The sequence below is a fragment of the Bacillus sp. 0209A genome (assembly GCF_036765095.1).
Lineage (GTDB): Bacteria > Bacillota > Bacilli > Bacillales > Bacillaceae > Bacillus > Bacillus subtilis_G.
This window is the reverse complement of the sequence record NZ_JBAIZV010000001.1, coordinates 52,215-75,527: the sequence shown is the minus strand read 5'-3', so window position 1 is coordinate 75,527 and position 23,313 is coordinate 52,215. Positions and strand designations below refer to the sequence as shown.

At 43.4% G+C, this 23,313-nt stretch carries 12 protein-coding genes; 6 read left to right on the top strand and 6 right to left on the bottom strand.

Annotated features, from left to right (window positions below; all coding sequences use genetic code 11):
- Positions 1–153: 153 nt before the first annotated feature.
- The 3 genes from V6D44_RS00155 to parC all read left to right on the top strand — a co-directional run bounded on the left by V6D44_RS00155 (position 154) and on the right by parC (position 5,350).
- A complete protein-coding gene (locus tag V6D44_RS00155) occupies positions 154–561 on the top strand; it encodes a CoA-binding protein (RefSeq protein WP_087991415.1) in 408 nt (135 codons plus the stop codon).
- 397 nt (positions 562–958) lie between these two features.
- Positions 959–2,926: a DNA topoisomerase IV subunit B gene (parE, locus tag V6D44_RS00150; protein ID WP_087991414.1), complete on the top strand. Its 1,968-nt coding sequence runs from the start codon at positions 959–961 to the stop codon at positions 2,924–2,926.
- A 3-nt stretch (positions 2,927–2,929) separates the two neighbouring features.
- Complete coding sequence (parC, locus tag V6D44_RS00145) at positions 2,930–5,350, top strand: DNA topoisomerase IV subunit A (protein ID WP_087991413.1); 2,421 nt, start codon at positions 2,930–2,932, stop codon at positions 5,348–5,350.
- Positions 5,351–5,397: 47 nt separating this feature from the next.
- Here parC and V6D44_RS00140 read toward each other — a convergent pair whose 3' ends face one another.
- A complete protein-coding gene (locus tag V6D44_RS00140) occupies positions 5,398–5,523 on the bottom strand; it encodes a hypothetical protein (RefSeq protein ID WP_277986964.1) in 126 nt (41 codons plus the stop codon).
- 25 nt (positions 5,524–5,548) lie between these two features.
- Positions 5,549–5,902 carry a hypothetical protein gene (locus tag V6D44_RS00135; RefSeq protein WP_087991412.1) on the bottom strand — a complete coding sequence of 118 codons (354 nt, stop codon included), beginning with the start codon at positions 5,900–5,902 and terminating at the stop codon, positions 5,549–5,551.
- 478 nt (positions 5,903–6,380) lie between these two features.
- Here V6D44_RS00135 and V6D44_RS00130 point away from each other — a divergent pair, with 478 nt between their 5' ends.
- The 3 genes from V6D44_RS00130 (at position 6,381) to V6D44_RS00120 (ending at position 9,942) form a co-directional block, all read left to right on the top strand.
- On the top strand, positions 6,381–7,778 hold the full coding sequence (locus V6D44_RS00130) for an alanine/glycine:cation symporter family protein (protein WP_148961703.1): 1,398 nt from the start codon (positions 6,381–6,383) through the stop codon (positions 7,776–7,778).
- A gap of 323 nt (positions 7,779–8,101) precedes the next feature.
- On the top strand, positions 8,102–9,601 hold the full coding sequence (locus V6D44_RS00125) for a cellulase family glycosylhydrolase (RefSeq protein ID WP_202327629.1): 1,500 nt from the start codon (positions 8,102–8,104) through the stop codon (positions 9,599–9,601).
- 74 nt (positions 9,602–9,675) lie between these two features.
- On the top strand, positions 9,676–9,942 hold the full coding sequence (locus V6D44_RS00120) for a YnfE family protein (RefSeq protein WP_253269128.1): 267 nt from the start codon (positions 9,676–9,678) through the stop codon (positions 9,940–9,942).
- A gap of 437 nt (positions 9,943–10,379) precedes the next feature.
- Here V6D44_RS00120 and V6D44_RS00115 read toward each other — a convergent pair whose 3' ends face one another.
- From V6D44_RS00115 to V6D44_RS00100, 4 genes are all read right to left on the bottom strand, one after another.
- The gene (locus V6D44_RS00115) at positions 10,380–11,534 is read right to left on the bottom strand and encodes an alpha/beta hydrolase (RefSeq protein WP_087991408.1); all 1,155 of its coding nucleotides are present in this window, start codon (positions 11,532–11,534) and stop codon (positions 10,380–10,382) included.
- A 720-nt stretch (positions 11,535–12,254) separates the two neighbouring features.
- Positions 12,255–13,526 carry a glycoside hydrolase family 30 beta sandwich domain-containing protein gene (locus V6D44_RS00110; RefSeq protein ID WP_202327729.1) on the bottom strand — a complete coding sequence of 424 codons (1,272 nt, stop codon included), beginning with the start codon at positions 13,524–13,526 and terminating at the stop codon, positions 12,255–12,257.
- Between the two features lie 89 nt (positions 13,527–13,615).
- The gene (locus V6D44_RS00105; protein WP_087991406.1) at positions 13,616–15,154 is read right to left on the bottom strand and encodes a glycoside hydrolase family 43 protein; all 1,539 of its coding nucleotides are present in this window, start codon (positions 15,152–15,154) and stop codon (positions 13,616–13,618) included.
- Between the two features lie 334 nt (positions 15,155–15,488).
- Complete coding sequence (locus V6D44_RS00100) at positions 15,489–23,306, bottom strand: non-ribosomal peptide synthetase (protein WP_087991405.1); 7,818 nt, start codon at positions 23,304–23,306, stop codon at positions 15,489–15,491.
- Positions 23,307–23,313: the final 7 nt, after the last annotated feature.

Sequence of the window (23,313 nt, the reverse complement as noted above, 5' to 3'; positions counted from 1 at the left end):
TTCAAAGTCCCTTCTTTCTATTTTAACATGAGATGTCATGATCTGATGACAAGTTTTTTGTAAAGTTTGCTTACACATCCACACAAATGTGCACCATATTTTGATTTCTTTCATTTTGATCGTGTAAAATAGATGAAAAAGGAGTGGTACAGAATGCAAAACCCTTCCAAAGCGGAATTGAAAGAGATTCTTGATAGAAGCAAGCGAATAGCGGTAGTGGGGCTTTCGGACCGGCCGGATAGAACGTCACATATGGTTTCAAAAGCGATGCAGGATGCGGGCTATGATATCATTCCCGTCAATCCTACAATTGATGAAGCTCTGGGTGTCAAAGCCGTTTCATCTTTAAAAGAGATTGACGGCCCAGTTGACATTGTCAATGTATTCCGGCGCTCTGAACAGCTGCCAGGCGTTGCGGAAGAGTTTTTGGAGACAGATGCTCCGGTATTTTGGGCACAGCAAGGGCTGGTCAACGAAGAAGCTTACAAGATGCTAAAGGAAAAAGACAGAACGGTTATCATGGATCTGTGTATAAAAGTGGCGCACGCAGTAACAAAATAGATGCAGAACCGCAAAAATCCTTGTGAATTCAAGGATTTTTGCTTTTTAATTTTAAGATATTGTTTGCGTATTACGGTGAAACAGATACAATAAAGCTTGAACAGCTTTTTTTGAACACCTTGTCCAGCTGGGTTTCGGCCGTTCGATTTGCGAAGGTCTGCTGCTTTATATATAATAAACAAACATACGTTCTCGTTTCGTAAAAACAGCACTTTGCCCGATGTTTTGTGAACTGATTCGTTAGCTTTATGTTGCGATCACAAACATATTGGTTATAATGGGGAGTCCAAGGCAGTACCGGCTTAAGGCGAGGTTTATAAAAAATACTTTTTACAATTGATGCGCATTACTGAAAAAAGAGAAAGACAATGTTAGTTTTTGAAAGGGGTTTGTACGTTTGGCTAGAAAACAGCAATTTGATTACAACGAAGATGCCATTCAGGTGCTCGAAGGCCTTGAGGCCGTCAGGAAAAGGCCGGGTATGTATATTGGTTCTACTGACGCGCGGGGCTTACACCACTTGGTTTATGAAATTGTAGATAACTCTGTCGACGAGGTGCTTGCCGGCCATGGAGATCACATTATCGTCAAAATACATAAAGACAACAGTATTTCTGTACAGGATAGAGGCCGCGGCATGCCGACCGGAATGCATAAGCTCGGCAAACCAACCCCTGAAGTGATTTTAACGGTGCTTCATGCCGGAGGAAAGTTCGGCCAAGGCGGTTATAAGACAAGCGGAGGGCTGCACGGGGTTGGTGCATCAGTCGTAAATGCTTTATCTGAATGGCTGACGGTTACCATTGAGCGGGACGGTTTCATTTATCAGCAGCGGTTTGAAAATGGAGGAAAACCGGTTACATCCCTCGAGAAGATCGGCAAAACAAAAAAGACAGGAACGCTTACGCACTTTAAGCCAGATCCAACGATGTTCAGTGCAACAACTTATAATTTTGAAACGCTTTCTGAACGATTAAGAGAATCTGCGTTTTTGTTAAAAGGATTAAAAATTGAGCTGATTGATGAGCGGAATGACCAGCAGGAGGTCTTTTATTACGAGAACGGCATAGAAGCGTTTGTCGCTTACTTAAATGAGGAAAAAGACGTCTTGTCTGAAGTGGTCTCGTTTGAGGGCGAGCATCATTCAATAGAAGTGGACTTTGCGTTCCAGTTTAATGACGGCTATTCTGAAAACATTCTGTCATTTGTTAATAACGTCAGAACAAAAGACGGCGGTACTCATGAGTCAGGTGCAAAAACAGCGATGACACGCGCTTTTAATGAATATGCGAGAAAAGTGGCTTTGCTGAAAGAAAAGGATAAGAACCTTGAAGGCACTGATATAAGGGAAGGGCTTTCAGCCATTATCTCTGTTCGCATTCCCGAAGAGCTTCTTCAGTTTGAAGGACAAACAAAAGGAAAGCTCGGTACAAGCGAAGCGAGATCAGCAGTTGATGCGATTGTTTCAGAGCAGCTTGCTTATTTTTTAGAGGAAAACCGGGATACCGCAACGCTCCTTGTCAAAAAAGCAATCAAAGCGAGTCAGGCACGCGAAGCGGCACGCAAAGCCCGTGAAGAAGCAAGAAGCGGCAAAAAACGCAAAAAATCTGAAGCGACATTAAGCGGAAAGCTGACGCCCGCCGGTTCAAGAAACCCGGCAAAAAATGAATTGTATCTCGTTGAGGGCGATTCTGCAGGCGGATCAGCCAAGCAGGGAAGAGACCGCAGATTCCAAGCGGTTCTGCCTTTACGCGGTAAAGTCATTAATACGGAAAAAGCGAAACTTGCTGATATCTTTAAAAATGAAGAGATCAATACGATCATTCATGCGATCGGCGGCGGAGTCGGAGCGGATTTCTCAGTCGATGATATCAACTACGACAAAATCATCATTATGACCGATGCCGATACTGACGGCGCTCATATTCAAGTGCTGCTTCTCACTTTTTTCTATCGCTATATGAAACCGCTCATTGAGCATGGCAAGGTGTTCATTGCACTGCCTCCTTTATATAAGGTCAGCAAAGGAAGCGGGAAAAAGGAAATCATTGAATATGCATGGTCTGATGAAGAGATGGATGATGTCCTGAAAAAAGTCGGCAAAGGCTATACCATTCAGCGATATAAGGGACTTGGAGAGATGAACGCAGACCAGCTGTGGGAGACGACGATGAATCCGGAGTCCCGTACGCTTGTAAGGGTCAAAATCGACGATGCGGCACGCGTAGAGAGACGTGTCACGACGTTAATGGGAGACAAAGTGGAGCCGCGCAGAAAGTGGATTGAGAAAAACGTCGCTTTCGGCTTAGATGAAGAAAGCAATATTTTAGAAAATGAAAACTTATCGGTCGCTGAGGAGGTTTAATGATTGTCACAGCCAGAATTATTTCATGATTTACCATTAGAAGAGGTGATCGGGGACCGTTTTGGGCGCTATAGTAAATATATTATTCAAGACAGGGCGCTTCCTGATGCAAGAGACGGCTTAAAGCCGGTACAGCGCAGAATTCTGTATGCGATGCATACAGATGGAAATACGTTTGATAAAAACTTCAGAAAAGCGGCCAAAACGGTCGGTAACGTTATCGGTAACTATCATCCGCACGGTGACAGCTCGGTTTATGAAGCAATGGTGCGGATGAGCCAGGATTGGAAAGTGCGAAATGTGTTAATAGAAATGCATGGGAACAACGGAAGCATCGACGGAGATCCTCCGGCAGCCATGCGTTATACAGAGGCGCGATTATCTCCGATCGCATCTGAGCTTCTGCGGGATATTGACAAAAATACGGTTGAATTTGTGCCGAACTTCGATGATACAAGCAAGGAGCCTGTCGTACTCCCGGCGATGTTCCCTAACCTATTGGTCAACGGATCTACCGGGATATCAGCGGGATATGCGACTGACATTCCCCCTCATCATCTCGGAGAAGTCATTGATGCTGTTATTAAACGCATCCAAATGCCATCTTGTTCTGTTGATGAACTCATGGAAGTCATAAAAGGGCCTGATTTTCCGACAGGCGGTGTTATTCAAGGTGTTGACGGCATAAGAAAAGCTTACGAAACCGGAAAAGGAAAAATCATTATCCGCGGAAAAGCTGAAATAGAAGGAATCAGAGGCGGACGTGAACAAATCGTCATTACTGAAATTCCTTATGAAGTAAACAAAGCCAACCTTGTGAAAAAAATGGACGAGTTCCGCATTGATAAAAAGGTTGAGGGCATCTCAGAGGTTCGCGATGAAACGGACCGTACAGGGCTGAGAGTGGTTATTGAACTGAAAAAAGAAGCGGATGCCAAAGGCATTTTGAATTTCTTATATAAAAATACCGATTTGCAGATCACATATAACTTTAATATGGTGGCCATTCATAACCGCCGTCCGATGCTGATGAGTCTGCCGGCTATTTTAGATGCATATATCGGCCACCAAAAAGAAGTCGTCACAAACCGTTCCGTTTACGAGCTTCAAAAAGCAAAAGACAGGCATCACATCGTAGAAGGTCTCATGAAAGCTTTGTCCATTTTGGATGAAGTCATTGCAACAATCCGTTCTTCAAGCGACAAACGTGACGCTAAAAACAATTTGATAGCGAAATATGAATTTACAGAGCCTCAGGCTGAAGCGATCGTGTCATTGCAGCTATACCGTTTAACCAATACAGATATCACAGCGCTGAAGGAAGAGGCTGAAGAGCTAGATGAAAAAATTGAAGAGCTCGAATCCATTCTGAGCAATGATAAAAAGCTGTTAAAAGTGATCACAAACAGCTTAAAAGCACTGAAAAAGAAATATGCAGACACAAGACGCTCTGTGATTGAAGAAAAAATTGAGGAAATTAAGATTAACCTTGAAGTCATGGTTGCCTCTGAAGATGTATATGTGACCGTTACGAAGGATGGTTACTTAAAACGGACGAGCCAGCGCTCATATGCCGCTTCCAACGGTCAGGATTTCGGAATGAAAGATACGGATAGGATACTGCATCAGTTTGAAATGAATACGACAGATGTGCTGCTGCTCTTTACGAACAAAGGAAGCTATATCTATTGCCCGGTTCACCAGCTGCCTGATATCAGATGGAAGGACATGGGCCAGCATTTTTCAAATGTGATTAGCATTGATGGTGATGAAACGATTGTAAAGGCCATACCGATAAAAGAATTTGATCCAGCAGCGTATCTATTGTTCTTTACGAAAAACGGAATGGTGAAAAAGACAGAGCTCACCCATTATAAAGCACAGCGTTATTCTAAAGCGCTCGTGGCATTAAATTTGAAGGGTGAAGATGAACTGATCGATGTACATGTGACAAATGGGGAAAGCCAGATCTTTATGGCCACTCACCTTGGATACGGCCTATGGTTTGGAGAGGACGAAGTAAATGTAGTTGGTGCGCGTGCGGCAGGTGTCAAAGGGATTAACTTAAAAGAAGATGACTTTGTGGTCTCCGGAGAGATCCTTCAAGAATCTGATTCAATTGTATTGTTCACACAGCGGGGAGCGGTAAAACGCATGAGTCTCGCCGAGTTTGAAAAAACGTCCCGTGCAAAACGAGGTGTCGTGATGCTAAGGGAACTGAAGAAAAATCCTCACCGTGTCGTATCGGTGTTCGCTTGTCGTCTTGATCAACGACTTATGGCGGAAACAGAAAAAGGCGACAGAAAAGAACTGCAGGCAAAAGACTTGCGGACAAACGACAGATACAGCAATGGCTCTTTCTTTATTGATGAAGAGGAATCAGGCAAAGTCACAGCTGTTTGGCGCCTTCAAACAGAGCAATAATATAAAACCCGCTCACATTATGTGAGCGGGTTTCGTTTGTTTTTCAATTAGCTTTCTTGGCTGGTGAAAAGATCTGTAAAGGCATGAACAAATTCGATTCCTTGCCATACAAATAAATTCAGCGCTGTGAAAGAAAATAAGCCTATAATCACCATTCTTAAGATAAACAACATGTTTAACAGCCTCCTCATATTTTCGTTATATAATCGGGTGATGTTGAACATGAAGTTTGCCAAAATAAGACGATTGATAAAATTTGGCCAGTATAAAGCTTTTTTTTCGCTGGCGCCTGCGGGAGTATCCCGTATCTTTGCTTTCAGCGGTCAGAAGCCGAACAGCCATTGCCCATAAAGCAGTCAGCGCAAATGCTCCTGTGATGGATTTCTTCTCATCATCAGCATTTTGGCCGGCTTTCATCTCATGCAATTCCTGCTGGTCGGCTACGGCTTTATAATGATGGCCGATATCAAAGGCGTGGGGAAGTGAGAACAAATGAAAACTGGCAATCGCCAAGAATAAGATGGACGCTTTCAGTATCGTTACTTTTTTCAAATGATCTCCCCCCCTTTAATATTACTGAATATTTTTATAATAATACCCTAACCCATCCTGAAAGTAAACCTGATTTATTAAATTTAAAAATAAAGTTTACTTTGTTAAGTATATATCTTTTTGCTTATTTTTGAAAGAGCAACTTCATTTATTAGTGTATGTATACCCGGTCTGAGACGTGAATAAAAACATATTTTAAATGATATGTTTGTTGTTTAGGATTTATGCCTCTATTTATCAGAGAAATTCTTACTTTTCAAAAGAAATACGATTTTTAATGAAGCTTATAAGAAGTAATTTTTTATTCATAGGAAAATAATAGAGAGGGGGACCGAAGGAGGGAGTATCAATCTAGGACAATAATCTTCACGAAAAAACTTCCTAATTCGACATATTGTGATATAATAAGACTTATCATGTTAAAAAATCTAACATCAAATTTGAAATTACTATGAATTGATGAATACGGGAGGTCAATATGGAGTCTTTTTTCAACAGCTTAATCAATATTCCAAGTGCTTTTATCTGGAAATATTTATTTTATATTTTAGTAGGACTTGGGTTATTTTTTACACTTCGTTTTGGTTTTATCCAATTCCGTTATTTTATTGAAATGTTCAGAATAGTGGGAGAGAAGCCTGACGGAAATAAAGGCGTTTCATCTATGCAGGCATTCTTTATTTCAGCCGCATCCCGAGTCGGTACAGGGAATTTGACGGGTGTTGCCTTAGCAATTGCGACAGGCGGACCGGGCGCTGTCTTTTGGATGTGGGTTGTAGCTGCTGTAGGTATGGCTTCAAGCTTTGTTGAGAGCACGTTAGCCCAGCTTTATAAAGTGAAGGACGGAGACGATTTCCGCGGCGGACCGGCCTACTATATTCAAAAAGGCCTTGGTGTCAGATGGCTCGGCATCGTATTCGCTGTCTTAATTACCGTATCATTCGGTTTAATTTTTAACGCTGTTCAATCCAATACAATTGCAGGAGCGTTAGAAGGCGCTTTTCATGTGAATAAAATAGTTGTGGCCATTGTTCTTGCTGTTTTAACGGCCTTTATTATCTTCGGCGGTTTAAAACGTGTTGTCGCTGTGACACAATTGATTGTTCCAGTCATGGCTGGGCTTTATATTCTCATTGCTCTTTATGTTGTATTCACAAATATTTCTGCATTCCCAAGCGTTATTGCGATCATTGTTAAAAACGCTTTAGGAATTGAACAAGTTGTCGGCGGAGGACTGGGAGCGATCATCGTCATTGGTGCACAGCGCGGACTTTTCTCTAACGAAGCAGGAATGGGTAGCGCGCCAAACGCTGCTGCTACTGCTCATGTTTCACATCCGGCAAAGCAGGGCTTTATTCAGACATTAGGCGTGTTTTTCGATACATTTATCGTATGTACGTCTACAGCGTTTATCATTTTACTGTACAGTGTAACACCAAAAGGTGACGGCATCCAGGTTACACAGGCTGCTCTGAGCCACCATATTGGAGGCTGGGCTCCTAGTTTCATAGCTATCGCAATGTTCTTGTTCGCCTTTAGTTCAGTTGTCGGAAACTACTATTATGGCGAGACAAACATTGAATTTATTAAAACAAGCAAAACATGGCTGAACATTTACCGTATCGCGGTTATTGCTATGGTTGTCTTTGGGTGTGTAGCAGGGTTCCAGATTGTTTGGGATATGGCGGACCTCTTTATGGGGATTATGGCGTTGATTAACTTAATTGTGATAACGCTCTTGTCAAACGTAGCTTACAAAGTGTATAAAGATTACGCGAATCAGCGAAAACAAGGACTTGACCCTGTATTTAAATCGAAAAACATCCCGGGTCTTAAAAACACTGAAACTTGGGAAGATGAGAAACAAGAAGCATAAAAACACGGCTGCATTCACTTCAATGAATGCAGCTTTTTATTTGCCGAAAAGAAGCGGAATATTTTGATTTGATAAAATAATGATGTGTAAAGTCCTGATTATACACTTTTATCTTTGATCCACATGTATCAGCTTGTATCTGAAACAACACAAAAAGAGAAATTAGACAGGCTTTTAAGCCGGCTAAAAACAAGAAATTAGGTTGATAGACAAATATAAGAAAGCTTTTTACAATGAGTTCGTGGTAAAAAAGCGAAAGGGAGGAGAGCGGTGAGTTACTAGGCATATTTTTTACATATTGATTTGAAGGAGGAATATCATATATGAAACGTTCAGTCTCTATCTTAACCGTATGTTTATTCATTGCATTACTAGCGACCGGCGGCTTGGCGGCTCCAGAAGCATCTGCAGCAGGGACAAAGACGCCGGTATCCATAAATGGCCAGCTTAGCATAAAAGGCACACAGCTAGTCAATCAAGATGGCAAAACGGTGCAGTTGAAGGGGATCAGTTCACACGGATTGCAATGGTTTGGCGATTTTGTCAATAAAGACACCTTAAAATGGCTGAGAGACGATTGGGGCATTACGGTTTTCCGAGCGGCGATGTATACGGCAGACGGCGGTTATATTGATAATCCGTCTGTGAAAAACAAAGTAAAAGAAGCGGTTGAAGCGGCAAAAGAGCTTGGGATATATGTCATCATCGACTGGCATATCTTAAATGACGGCAACCCAAATCAAAATAAAGAGAAGGCAAAAGAATTCTTCAAGGAAATGTCAAGCCTTTACGGAAACACGCCAAACGTTATCTATGAAATTGCGAATGAACCAAACGGCGATGTGAACTGGAAGCGTGATATTAAACCGTATGCGGAAGAAGTAAGTTCCGTTATCCGTAAAAACGATCCCGACAACATCATCATTGTCGGTACCGGTACATGGAGCCAGGATGTGAATGATGCTGCAGATGATCAGCTTGCGGATAACAATATCATGTACGCGCTTCATTTTTATGCCGGCACACATGGCCAGTTTTTACGGGATAAGGCAAACTATGCCCTCAGCAAAGGAGCGCCTATTTTTGTGACGGAGTGGGGGACAAGCGATGCTTCCGGAAATGGCGGAGTATTCCTGGACCAGTCACGGGAATGGCTGAATTATCTCGACAGCAAGAACATCAGCTGGGTCAACTGGAATCTTTCTGATAAGCAGGAATCGTCTTCAGCTTTAAAGCCGGGAGCATCTAAAACAGGCGGCTGGCCGTTGTCAGGTTTATCGTCTTCAGGAATATTTGTAAGAGAAAGCATTCTCGGTACCAAAGATTCGACGAAGGACAGCCCTGAAACGCCGGTTCAAGATCAACCTACACAGGAAAAGAGCATCTCTGTGCAATCCAGAGCAGGGGATGGAAGTGTGAACGGAAACCAGATCCGCCCGCAGCTTCACATCAAAAATAACGGCAACTCCACGGTTGATTTAAAAGATGTCACTGTCCGTTACTGGTATAACGCGAAAAACAAAGGCCAAAACTTTGACTGTGACTACGCGCAGATCGGATGCGGCAATGTGACCCACAAGTTTGTGACGTTGCATAAACCTAAGAAAGGCGCAGATACCTATCTGGAACTAGGATTTAAAACCGGAGCGCTTTCATCGGGAGCAAGCACAGGGGATATTCAGCTTCGTCTTCACAATGATGACTGGAGCAATTATGCACAAAGCGGGGATTATTCCTTTTTTCAATCAAATACGTTTAAAACAACGAAAAAAATCACATTATATAATCACGGAAAACTGATTTGGGGAACAGAGCCCAAATAGTTCAGCTTTTGGCGGGCATCAGCAATGATGTCCGTTTTTAGCACCTTATACAGCAAAATAAGGAGGATTACGTTGTGGATGACATATTGAAACAGTATATGGTGCTGTTCAAACATATGAATGATGTGATAAATGGCCCGGACTATCCGGGTAAGGAAAAAGATATTCAAAATCAAAAAGAACAGATCGAACCTTACGAGACACAGATGCAGCAACGTTTTTCTACGGATTATGACTACGATGAATTTGCTGATTCAGCTATTAAATGTGCATATGGCGATATGACGCTGGAAGATTTAGAAGCCGTTTATTATGAATTAACAACACCATTTTATGATTGAGTTTTAAGAAGCGTAAAATTTCATTTTCTATCTCACTAACTCAAGTATACTTTTATTCTGAGACAGAAAATAATTTATTTTGTTTACTTCCTAGAATATATATTATGTAAACTAACGAAAATTCGAATGACATCATTTTGATTTTTAGCTCCCTTTTATGTACAGGTACAGGGACATAAACAAGGGTCCATTCTAATTTATCTACAGTTTCACCCATTTGTTTGTAATATCAAAAAACCTTTACGTTCTCAATAAATTAAATCGGTCATAAAGGTTTTTCAGTTAGGAGTTGTTCGTCTCATTCATTTTCTATCCAATCAATAAAGCCTTCAATAATTACACTTCCATATAGTTGAAATCTTCATCATTCTAAGGAAATTTACTAATCTGTATTTTACGGCTAGTTCTTTGACATGCGTTTATCAGCAATCTCTCGGTTATGTCACCTTGTTGCTGGTCTTCTTGATCAAGTCCACGCCATCATATGCCAGATTTTCAACACTTGCAGCCTTCTGCAGTATGTAATGATCAAAAAAGTTCTTCGTATAGTCTGTAACAAGATTTCGCATCTCCATAGCATCCCGTTCGCCTCTGCTGAGCTCCTCATAAGCACTGGTAAACACAATGTCGCAGTAATCTAAATGCGCAACACGATCAACAGAGAAATAATAGGTTTCCATGCTATTGTTAGCGCCAATTATCGCATTCATGTTATAGTTAGGTTCACAAAAAAGCAGCAAAAAGGGTTTCTTAAGGTCGCTGTCGAGAAGGCCGAACGCACCGCTATCCAAGCCAATCCCGCAGGCGAACCGGTCGTCGTCCCGGCAAACAATCGCCGTTGTAGGCCCTCCGTAAGAATGTCCGACTATGCCCATGCCGATATCAAGCAACAATCTGCGTTTAAAGATGGAATTCAGCTCTCCAGAGTCCAGTTTGTAAAGATAATCGGCTACATACCTTACATCTTCTGCCTGTAATTCACTATACTCTGTTAACTTGTCAAGTATCGGCAGTTGAAGCACGTTACGGCACATCTCAATGGCAGTTTCATCGTCAGGCCGCATTTCCATCTTACCAGCCAACGCCCGCATCTCCTGATCTTCAGAAAACGCCATAATGACATCCGAAAAATCCTTTGATACATTAAACAGGCGCCCATCTTTACGCTTATACATCGTGCTATTCTGATGCCCGATGCTTACCACAACATATCCCATGCTTGCCAAGTCTGTACATATCACTGTACCCCATTCTGGAGAACCGCCCCCGCCGCAAACATAGAATAACACCGGATAGCGTTTTTCCTTCCAGGAGAGAGCAAGGTCGTCGTAACAATGAGTTTTGATATCGATAGAGAAAAAATCCTTTTCCTTCAGATACTCAGTGACAAGTGGCTGGTCATGAACCATTTCGTAGACTTCAGGAAACATGTACGTTGATGGAGTCTTCCCTTCGCTGCTATCAGATGGATAGTACATAAACGCGGTCAATTCTCTTTTTGAGTGATCTGATGCCGTGTACTCAAAATCCATCTGGGTTCGGCCGACAGTATAGCCGCCAATTGGTTCTGGAAATGCGTCATAAGTTTTCATTCTCGTTTTCCCCCTTAATTAATAAAAGTGGCGAATGTGAAATACAAACATTGCTCTATAAGCGCTTTTCAAAACTGTGAAACTATTACATCCTATCTTCAGTGAATCATATCTACTCCCTGACTTTCTTGTGATCGCTAACAATTTCAGAATATTTATGATCTTCAAGCAGCCCATGACCCATAAAGTCAGCAAAGTACTTACTTAATCTTATGTTGCAGCTTAGAGTCCTTAATATCGAATTCCCTAAAAAACATGACTAAATGAAACTGCATTGACTCAAACATAAAAGATATCAAGTCGTCGTCAATATCAGGTCGGAGATATCCATCAACCCTCAATCGGCGTAAAATTCCTTGATTAAGGGGATGACTCGCCCTTTAGCACATTCAGATATATTTTAAGCGAAATGTTCTCAGGAATGTATAAAAATGTTTCAGTTAACACTTTTTGCCATCGATAAGTATCTAAACTCTTTGGATCAATGTCTGGTTTTTCATAAAATCTGCTTCTAGCTATTTAACCACACCTCCAAATTAGGATCTATTAATGCTTTATCAAAGTTGGCGTATAATACAGCTAAAATATAACAATGAAAAACTGATGTCTCCCGCATGTAAGGCTTTAATGCTGTATGCTTCAGACGCAAGACACGAAAAAAGCGATTTTCCGATCGGAAAATCGCTCAATTTCAACGTGGTACGCTTGCCTTAGGTGCCTTTAACGATTTACGACAAATGTTGTCACGCTTTGAGCTGGAAGATGGGCCCAAAAATGATTGTCCGTTACTTTAAGATTCGTCCCAGGTTGAAGATTGCTGTTGCTGCTGGTGATCCATCTAGATACCTGAGAAGCAGATCCATTCTGCAAAACAAAGTTTTGGTTAACTCCTGTGTTGCTTTTGTTAATGGCAACAATAACGACCTTGTTGTCACCTTTATAGGCTGACACGTAAACGTTCGGATTAGGATTTTTCGTTGCATCAATCCTTACATATCCAGGGCGCACAAACTTTGAGAAATGAGCCATATTGTAGCCACGTTTGCTGATCGTGCCATCTTCTTTCATAGGACCATATGATCTTCGGATGTACCACCAAACATAAGCTTGAAAATCCCCTTCAACCATCGAATTGTGAATATGTTGTGAAACATCCAAGGCCTCGGGCCATCGATCCGCCGAGTTGTTATCACTGTTCGGATAGTATACTTCCGTCATCCAAAGGTCCTTCCCCGCTCCTTTTTGTTTAAAAAGAGGATAAGGGAATTGACTGACCTGAGTCCCATACAGGTGGGTTCCGAGAATATCCATATTGGCAAGAGCCTGAGGATCGTTCAAGATTGGGTCAGACAAATTCTTCAAGTATTGAAATGACTCAGGTGCAATGACACGGGCATTTATCGAGCCTGCGTTTTCTCTCATAAAGCGAAGTATTTCTTGCGGCGTCCACCACGTCCACTCGTGAGCGTAATCAGGCTCGTTTTGGATGGAAATCGCATACAGATTCACTCCATTACTCTTCATGAAGGTAACGAAATCGTTAAGGTGCTGCGCGTATGCGGCGTACTTATCGTATCTTAGGCGTTTAGCTGATGTGTCACCATTATGATTGAAGGTCTCAACCATATTGCTTGGAGGATTCCAAGGAGAAGCGAAAACGATTGCCCCGTGTTTGATCGCGCTCTTTGCAGTCTCTACTTCTTTGTACCAATTATTTCTATTTTCATCTACATGAATTCTTAAGATTGAAAAGCCTAACTGATTCTGTCCATTGCCAAAAGCAGTTTCTCTTTGAGCAGCAGTTAAATCTCCAACCCAAGCCGGGTGGTTCATTCCTCCAAAACCGCGAATCACTTGTTTTTCTGCAGAAATATTAACTGTTACATCATTTGCCGCAAAGACCTCAGCAGCGCCTGGGCCCATTAACATTACTGACAGCATAGTGAAACATACCAATAGTAGACAAATTGTTTTTTTGACGCTCGACATCATTTTTTCCTCTCCTTCAATGTCTTTTACCGTATTAGAAAAATGTGTTCTGTCTGCTTTTATATCGCAAGCAAGCGGTGCCATAACTGGTGTTATCTTTGCGTAAACTGCCAGTAATCAACATTAAACAAGTTTCCTGTACCAGTTCCGGTAAATACAAAGAATACGTTGTGAATACCGGATGCGCCGGTTACCGCAGTTTCTATTTCTCTCCAGGATTGCGTTCCGCCTGTGGGAGGTACATTCAGGGTTCCTGCAAGCTTGCCGTTTGCGCTATCGAGACGCACTTCTATTTTTCCGCCTCCAGCAGATGCTACATTTGCTTTAAACGTCCTGGCACCGCCTGACCCGAAGTCTGCATTTCCTACAGCAATCCAGTCTCCGTTATGAATGTTTGTGACATGTTGATTATTGACTGGCCCGCCGGGTGCTGAGGATGCCTCTGTCAAAATCCGTCCGTTCCAGGCAAACGTTTCCGCTTCTACCCGGTTATATGGATTCAAGTTGGAAAGCTGTGTTACGCCTGCATAATTTGCCGCAACCTCTTGAAGGGATCCATCTGCATTATGCACCAGCTTATTAATATGGGGAGAACGGTATCCTTTGCCGGCCCCGAACAGAGCGGAACTGACAGTTTGAGCATGGTACACCACATACCACTCGTTTTTTAAATTGAAAACAGCATGATGGTTGTTTCCGCCGCCTCCGAAAAATGCACCCGGGTTTTTCAGGAAGTGCCCTCTATACGTAAAGGGACCCATGGGACTTGAGCTGGTCATATAGCCGATCTCACCTGGGGGTTTATCGGCCGGATGCGTGCCCCCGAAATTGATGCAATAGGAATAATAATATTTTCCGTTATGCTTATGCATTCCCGAATCTTCAAACATAAAAGGCGCATCAATCGTAGATGCACTTCCAACAACACTGGTCATATCAGGCCCTAATTTCATGACTCTTGCTGTTTTAGGATTGGCCCATTGCCCCTGCGTGGGATTTGAACCGCCCGGAACGCCTCCGCCGGCATATAGGTAACCGGCACCATCATCATCTACGAATACTGCCGGATCAAAAAGCCATACAACACCGGACATTCCTGGCGTATTTGGCGTTACCAGCGCTTTTCCGATCGGATCTGTCCATGGGCCGGTCGGGCTGTCTGCGGTGAGAACCCCGATACCTCCGCCACCGTTTGCGAAATAAAGGAAAAATTTATCCTTACCATTGATCTTTTTCACCGCGGCTGACGGGGCCCATGATGCTCCTGCCCATTTGGCAATCCCCCGGCCGCCATTCGCCCCATTGGCACCCGCTACGGGAATCGCTCCGTGATCTGTCCAGTTCACCATATCCGCTGAAGATATGACGAATATTTTATTCAAATTGGCAAATGAATTATCCTTAATCGTTCCGTCGCTATTATATTCATAGTCATCGCTTGACATATAGATGTAGACTCTTCCGTTATAGGTCAGCGCAAACGGATCTGCTCCCAAATGATGGTCTATAAGCGGGTTTGAATTCCCTGTATGTTTTGCAATTGTAGTACTGGCAGCATACGCAGACTCCGCAGATAAGCAACTTAATAATAAAGCAAGGACCCATAAACATACGCTACACTTTTTACTCATAACTTAACACTCCTCCTTTTTCTTTAAAATGGGGGTCTTTTAACATTTGAGGACAAATTGTAGACCGGCAGCAAAAGCAGACTCCGCAGATAAGCAACTCAATAATAAAGCTAGAACCCATAAACATAGGCTACACTTTTTTCTAATAACTTGACATCCTTCTTTTTCCTTAAAATGGAGGTTATTTTTTACCATTTGATGACAACTGGTCATGAAGAACGCATAAATTGGACGATTTCTAGAGTAAGCCTTACAAACACAGGAGTATTGCTCTCGCCTTTTTAATAAAAAACGCCGCTGACTGCCAGGCCAGCGGCGTTTTACACTTGATCATTTACATTTTGTCAAACTTTGCATCTCCCGCAAACGATCCCATTGACAGTTGTTCATCAAGAACCAGTCCTTGATGATGCCGTTCTTCAATCCTTTTGATAATAGATCGAATTGCATCCACATTTTCTTCGATATTATGAGGTTCAAAGATCGTCACGTGGTCTCCTTTTAATTTGTACTCAAGGTAATGCTGTACAGTTGATTGCGTCCATCCTCTATCAGTCAAATCGCCACACAACAAATGATGTATGTTGCTGTTAACGGCGCCGGAATTGATCAGTTCATTGTGATACGCAAGGTAGCTTCTGATTTTATCCTTAATCGAAGGAATGGTTAATATGTCACGGTAGTAGTCCGGAATAATATCCATATTCAGATGGACGATCTCTTCAATTTCCGTTTCTGATGAATGCGTAACCGAAACAGTGATTTTAGAATCAAGCATGATCACATCTGATACGACGCGCTCTCGCTTCTCTAAGGCTTTGGCAACCTCAAAAGCCAAATTCGATCCCGAAGAATAACCAAGCAGAACAAAAGGCCCTTGTTCCTGAATGCCTATCATGCTTTCTGCATACAGGTCAACGATCTCTTTCTCATAAGACGGCTCTTCTAAGAAATCAGCCGCATAGACTGTGCAGCTGCCATCAAGTCTTTTTGCCATTTCATTATAAACTAGTCCATACCCAATTAAAGGTGGGAAACAGAACACAGGGATTGAATCTTCCTGGTTCAGCTTGACGAATACGTTATCCGTCTTGGACTCGAAGACCGTGGCTTGAATGGCGCGTGCCATTGTTTCGATGGTAGGAAAATCGTATACGGCTTGATAATGCATGTTGAGCCCCATATCGGCGTTAATTTGATGAATCAGCTGCAATACTTTAAGTGAATGGCCGCCCGCGTCAAAGAAATTATCTTTAATACCCGGGTCAGTGAGACCTAAAATGTTCTTCCAAATCTCGGCCAGCTGCTTTTCAATTAACGTTTCGGGTGCTGCGTATTCGTTTCCGGTGAGCCTATTTCTCTCAGGAGCCGGCAACGCTTTTCGATCAATTTTTCCATTAGCGGTTATCGGCATCTTCTCTACTTGTACAAAATAGGCTGGGATCATATACGCGGGCAGTTTGTTCAGCAAATGCCGCTTCAGCTGCGCTGTATGTAATGATTCATCCCCGGTTAAGTAGGCGCACAGCTGCTTGGATCCCTCTTCTTCAATCGCGATGACGACCGCTTCTTTGACAGATTCCAGTTGCAATAAAACCGCTTCGACCTCGCCAATTTCAATCCGGTAGCCCCGGATTTTCACCTGATGATCCATTCTTCCCACATACTCGATATTGCCGTCGGGAAGCCATCGGGCGACATCTCCCGTTTTGTACATTTTTTCGCCTGCGGCAAACGGGTGTTCAACAAATTTCTCGGCCGTTAATTCCGGGCGGTTCAAATATCCTCTGGCTATGCCGGCCCCGCTAATGTATATTTCTCCGGGAACGCCGATCGGCACTGGCTTCATCCCCGCATCCAGCACATAAATATTCATATTGGCCGCGGCCGTACCGATTGGCACCGATTCTCGTCTGTCTTTCTGCGGATCAAAGGAATAAATCATACATCCGACGACCGTTTCCGTTGGCCCGTATTCGTTAAAGATTTCAATTTGATCTTGAAATCGCTCGCTGATGCTCCGTGCCAAACTCACGCTTAAATTGTCGCCGCCTACAATCAGTTTCCGGATCCTGCATTCATGTGGAATGTCCATTTCATTTAATAACTGCAAATGAGCCGGAGTCAGCTTAATAATATCTACTCTGGAATCCTGTACAATAGATGAAAGCAAGGCAGCTCTGTCTTCTCCTCCGAAGACTATGATGGCATTGCCGCTTACGAGCGGTGTAAAAATAGACGTTATCGTTAAGTCGAAAGCGATGGAGGAGTACAGTGGGAAGTTGGTTTTTTCCCCCTTGACATATACGCTGTCAGCCCACCAAATATAATTGGTTAAGCCGCGATGCTCGATTAATACGCCTTTGGGCATGCCTGTGGAGCCCGATGTATAGATCACATATGCTAAATCCTTCGCATCGCTGATCCGTTCAAGATTGGAGTGCTCTTCGTGATAAGAGCTTTCCTCATCCAATAGAACGATCGTGCCCGCATGTGTAAATCGCTGCCGAAGATGGTACTGTGTCAAGACGATCTCGGCTTTGGAATCTTCTAATATATACTGTATGCGGTGCTTCGGATAATCCGGATCAATAGGTACGTAGGCGCCGCCGGCTTTTAATACAGCCAGTATTCCCACAACCAGATCGATGCTATGTTCGCTGATGATGGCTGTGAGCCGGTCTGCCCTTACACCCTTGGCCCTTAACGTTCGAGCCAATTGATTAGCCCGTTCATTGAGCTGCCGATACGTTAGTTTCTCATCTCCAAAAACAATCGCCACCTGCGCCGGCGTTCGCTCAGCTTGTTCCTCAAACAATTGATAAAGCGTCTTTTCCTTTGGATAATTCGCGGCCGTATCATTAAATGCCTCTATAAGAAGCGAACGTTCATCCGCCGTAAGTATATCCAGGTCCTGGACGCGAATCGCCTGACTGTTCACCATTTGCTTAATGATTTGCATAAAATGCTCTTCCATCCGCTTGACGCTTGTATGTTCATAGACGTTGCCATTGTACACAAAATGAATTTCGATATTCCCCGCCGGCATGACAATAAAATTGAAATCGTAATGGGTGTGCTCTTCCATATGGAAGTTAATAATGTCCAGTGTGTCACGTTTCGGTTTCATATGCTCCATTTGTTTCTCTACCGGATAATTTTCAAATACCATGATATGACTGATCAGCTGCTGCTTTTGTTCGGTCTGAGCCTGAATTTCATACAACGGAAATGTATCATACGCCTGAGAAGCCAATGCCTGCTCCTGGCTCATTTTCAACACTTGTTCCACAGTCATTCCAGGCTGAGCGGTAATACGTACGGGCATGGTGTTGATAAATAAGCCGACCATGGATTCAATACCCGGAATTTCTGCCGGGCGGCCGGATACGACCGACCCGAAAACGACATCTTGACTGTTGTTGTATCTTTGCAGCAATAGGCCCCACGCGCTTTGAATAAACGTATTCACGGTGACGTGATGCTTGCTTGCAGTCTGCCTGATTTCTTCTGATAGCTGCTTTCCGAGCCGGCATGCAAGACTTTGTTTTTGATATCCCTCGGCTTGGTTTGAGACAGGTTCTTTCAGTAAAACGGTTTGTCCTTCATAACCGTCCAAATATTTTTGCCAATAGGCTGAAGCGTTGTTATGATCCTGGTCTTCCAGCCATTCGATATATCGGCTGTACGGGGTGACGGCTTCCCGCTCGGGTTTTCTTCTATCAAGGAGCTCATAATAGGTTTCGAACACTTCTTTCGTAACAAGAGGCAGACACCAGCCATCCATTAAAATATGATGAAAGCTCCATATCAATCGGGCTTGATCATTCTCTGTACGAAGGATTGATACGCGCATTAACGCATCTCGGGTAAGATCGAATCCTCTTTCCTTATCTTTTTGTACAAAGTCGGCAATAAATTTGCCGCGTTGTTCATCTTCCATGTTTCGAATATCTTCAACGGTTATTTCGATCGGTTTTTCTCGAAAGACAAACTGCAGAGGCTGATCTTTCCATTCGGTGTAAAAATGAGTCCGAAGAATCTCATGTCTGTCTGCCAGCTGCAACAAACTCATCGTAAATGCTTCGATATCCAAATCGCCTTTAAGATTAAAAGAGGCTTGTTCAAAGTAAGCTCTGGAAGCCGAATCGATTAAGCTGTGAAACAGCATGCCCTTCTGCATGGGGGTTAAGGGATATATATTTTCAATGTCGCCAATATGCTGTGTTTGATGAGCAAATTGATCTAATTCCGCGATTGTTATGTCTTTCAGCGAAATATCGCTTGGCGTCAGCTGAATTTGCTTTTGAGCTGTACAATGTTCGATGACTTCTTTTAGGCTGTTCTTTAGGAAAGCGGCGCATGTTTCCATTGTTTCTCTTCGATATTGTTTATTGCTGTAACTGATGGCCAATGACAATCGGCCGCCAGAGATCATGCCGTTGATGTCAAGCGTATAGGCAATAGGATGCCTGTCGCTCGCAATTTTCCCACCGGAGAATGGAGATACTTCGATTCCTCCATTTTCGAAATCTTGATCAAATTGACCGAGGTAATTGAAGCTGATTTCCGGATGACCGGTCAAGCCAGAGGCCTTCGGATGATCGGACAAATATTTAATCAGACCATATCCTATTCCTTTTTGGGGAATCTGACGCAGCTGTTCTTTCACTGTCCTAATCCGCTGTGAGATGTCCTGGTCTGCCTGAATTTGAAGAGAAACAGGGTATTGGCTTGTGAACCAGCCCACCGTACGTGAAATATCAAGGTCTTGAAAGATTGATTCCCTGCCGTGTCCTTCCAGATGAACAAGAATCTCTTCATGTCCAGTCCAGCGATGAACCGCCGTACAGAGTCCGGTCAGCAATAAATCGTTAATGTCAGTCGTATAGGCACGGTTCGATTTTTTTAATAAACATTCGGTTTCTTTCTCTGTCCATTGGACGATGATGATTTCTCGGTCTTCGGCTATACCGCTCTCCTGTTCATTGTCCTTTGGCAATTTATGCTGCGGGATATGCAGCTGCCCGAACCAGTATTGATTTTCCGCTTCAAAATCTGCGCTTTCTGCATAACGTTTCAATCGTTCAGCCCATAACAGGTAGGAATCCGTCTTCTTAGGAAGTGTGATCGCTTCGCCGTTTTGCAGCTGTTCATAAGCTGACGTTATATCCTCAAGTAAAATCCTCCACGATACGCCATCTACGACCAGATGATGAATCGCAATCAGCAAATGGTCTCCATCCTGACATTGAAACAATCCCAGTTTCATGAGCGGGCCTTCGGCTAAATGGATGGATTGCTGCTGAATGTCATTGGATATCGTTTCAATCGTTTGGGCGGGATTGATTTCTTCGAGTAATGAGAATACTTCAAGGCTGAATAAATCTCCTTCATCAATCCCCCGGTTTCGGGCTTCGTATCCATGGTCTGTCGGAACATAAACCATGCGCAAAGCATCATGATGCTCAGCGATCTTCTTCATGACTCCCCGAAGCTTTGATTCATCCAAACCCTCTTTAAAATAAAGCATAACGGATTGATTATAGTGGTGCGGATCAGGGTATTGCTGGGCAAAAAACCAATGCTGAATCGGTGTCAGAAGTGTCGGACCTTTAATTTCACCTTGTTCTGCGATTTGGGTGACCGGCTCTATAAAAGGAACTAGCCCGGCAATCGTCGGGTGCTTGAACAAGTGTTTGATGTCAAGTTTATAACCGGATTGATATAAGCTTGAAGTCACTTGAATCGATTTAATCGAATCTCCCCCAAGCTCAAAGAAATGATCGTTGATTCCGACACGTTCTGCGCCTAATACCGACTCCCACACTCCGACCAGTATTTTTTCCAGTTCTGTCCGCGGAGCTGTATAGGTATTGCCTGTGAGATTTCCAGTTGGAGCAGGCAGCGCCTGGCGATCTATTTTTCCGTTGGACGTAAGCGGCATCGCTGTCAGCTGTACGAAATAAGCAGGTATCATATAGGCAGGAAGCTGACGGGACAGATGTTCCCGGATCTCGCCTGCGGTTAAAGAATGCAGTGCGGTAAAATAGGCGCACAAAGTCGTTTCCCCGTTGGTTTCTTGTGCGATAACGAGAGCTTCTTGAATCGGTGATATTTGAAATAATGCGGCTTCGACTTCGCCGATTTCAATGCGGTAACCGCGGATTTTCACCTGGTGGTCGATCCTTCCGAGGTATTCAATGTTACCGTCCGGCAGCCGTCTGGCCAAGTCTCCCGTCCGGTACATTTTCGCCTCTTGTACAAATGGATTCCGCAAAAATCTTTCCGCGGTTAAATCTGGCCGGTTCAAATATTCTCTGGCGATGCCGTCCCCGCTGATATAGATTTCTCCCGGGACGCCGATTGGAACCTGATTCATGCTCTTATCCAGCACATAAATGTTCATGTTGTCCGCGGCGGCTCCGATCGGAACTGATTCCCGTCTGTCGTTTTGCTGATCAAAGGAGTGAATCATACAACCGACAACTGTCTCTGTCGGCCCGTATTCATTAAAGATTTCGATTATGCCGCCGAATTGCCCGCTGATGTTTCGGGCGAGCCGCGTGCTTAAATTGTCGCCGCCAACAATGAATTTCCGAATGGTGCATTCAGGAGGAATGTTCATTTCTTTTAATAACTGCAAATGAGCCGGGGTCAGCTTGATAATATCCACCCTCGAATCGTGCACAATGGAATCAAGCAAGGCCACCTTATTTTCTCCTCTGTAGACAATAATGGCATTGCCGGTAATAAGCGGAGTAAAAATAGACGTTACTGTCAGATCAAAAGCGATGGATGAATATAGCGGAAAGTTGGTTTTTTCTCCTTTGACATATACCCTGCGGGCCCACCAAATATAATTGGTTAAGCCCTGATGCTCAATTGCCACACCTTTTGGCTTGCCTGTGGAACCTGACGTATAGATGACATAGGCCATATCCTTCGTACTGCTGATCGGTTCAAGATCAGAGCCGTCTTCCTGGTAAGAGCTTTCTTCATCGATGAAAACCTTTGTGCCGGCCAGATCCAATTGTTTTCGGAGATGGCTCTCTGTCAAGATGATATCAGCTTGGGAGTCATCTACTATATACTGTATGCGATGCTTCGGATAATCCGGATCAATTGGCACATAGGCCCCGCCCGCTTTGAATATGGCCAGTATTCCCACAACCAGTTCGATGCTGTGTTCACTGATGATGGCAGTGAGCCGGTCCGCCCTTACACCCTTGGCCCTTAACGTTCGGGCTAATTGATTGGCGCGTTCATTGAGCTGGCGATACGTGAATTGCTTTTCTCCGCAAATAATGGCAGCTTGATCCGGTGTTCGTTTCATTTGTTCTTCGAATAATTGATAAATCGTCTTGTCTCGCGGATATTCAGTTTTCGTATAATGATAGTCAACGAGAAATGTATTTGTCTCCTTTTCAGACAACATATTCACTTGTCCGAGGGTGAGGTCGGGCTGAAATAACATGTTAGTAAACAGACGATTTAAATGTCCGATCACCTGTATCATATACTCGCGGTCATAAGCTTGTTCATTAAAAAATAACTTTACCTCAATCGTGTCTTCCCCCATAACAAACTGAAATAAAGCATCTGAAGCAGCCGTTTCTATGAAACGATCAGAATGGATTTGCTCTAAAGAAACAACTGTATGGATGATCGGCAAATGATTTGTATTATAGTTCAGCCGTAGCTGTCCGGCCATTTTATCAAAAGGAACGTCTTGATATAAGATCGCTTCGTCCAGCGTATGTTTCAGTTCATGGAATATCGATTTAAACGTACTGTCGGCATTGATATTCTGCTTGATTAACATGAGCTGATCTAAACCAAGATCTTCATCAGTTTCGTCTTCAAAGGTTGGAACGCCTGTAATCACGCTCTCTTCCCCCGTGTATTTGTACAACAGGGATTCAACTCCGATCAGGAGAACCAGATAAACGGCCATCGGCGTTTGATTCGTCATGGTCAGGATGCGCCGGGATACATCTGAACTCAATGAACTGTGAATACAGTCAGATGTACTCGATACATCACGCTTTAATGTTGAGTCGGACATTTGAAACGAAGGGAATGCACTGGGACGGTCTTCCGTGTGAAACATGCGGCCCCAGAACAACTCCTGTTGTTTGAATTCTGACATTCATATC

Bases quoted from the DNA above. Each gene is read 5' to 3' on its own strand.
- V6D44_RS00125 (WP_202327629.1), top strand. From the start codon at position 8,102: ATGAAACGTTCAGTCTCTATCTTAACCGTATGTTTATTCATTGCATTA.
- V6D44_RS00140 (WP_277986964.1), bottom strand. From the start codon at position 5,523: ATGTTGTTTATCTTAAGAATGGTGATTATAGGCTTATTTTCTTTCACA.
- V6D44_RS00100 (WP_087991405.1), bottom strand. From the start codon at position 23,306: ATGTCAGAATTCAAACAACAGGAGTTGTTCTGGGGCCGCATGTTTCAC.
- V6D44_RS00115 (WP_087991408.1), bottom strand. From the start codon at position 11,534: ATGAAAACTTATGACGCATTTCCAGAACCAATTGGCGGCTATACTGTC.
- V6D44_RS00155 (WP_087991415.1), top strand. From the start codon at position 154: ATGCAAAACCCTTCCAAAGCGGAATTGAAAGAGATTCTTGATAGAAGC.
- V6D44_RS00130 (WP_148961703.1), top strand. From the start codon at position 6,381: ATGGAGTCTTTTTTCAACAGCTTAATCAATATTCCAAGTGCTTTTATC.
- V6D44_RS00110 (WP_202327729.1), bottom strand. From the start codon at position 13,526: ATGATGTCGAGCGTCAAAAAAACAATTTGTCTACTATTGGTATGTTTC.
- V6D44_RS00105 (WP_087991406.1), bottom strand. From the start codon at position 15,154: ATGAGTAAAAAGTGTAGCGTATGTTTATGGGTCCTTGCTTTATTATTA.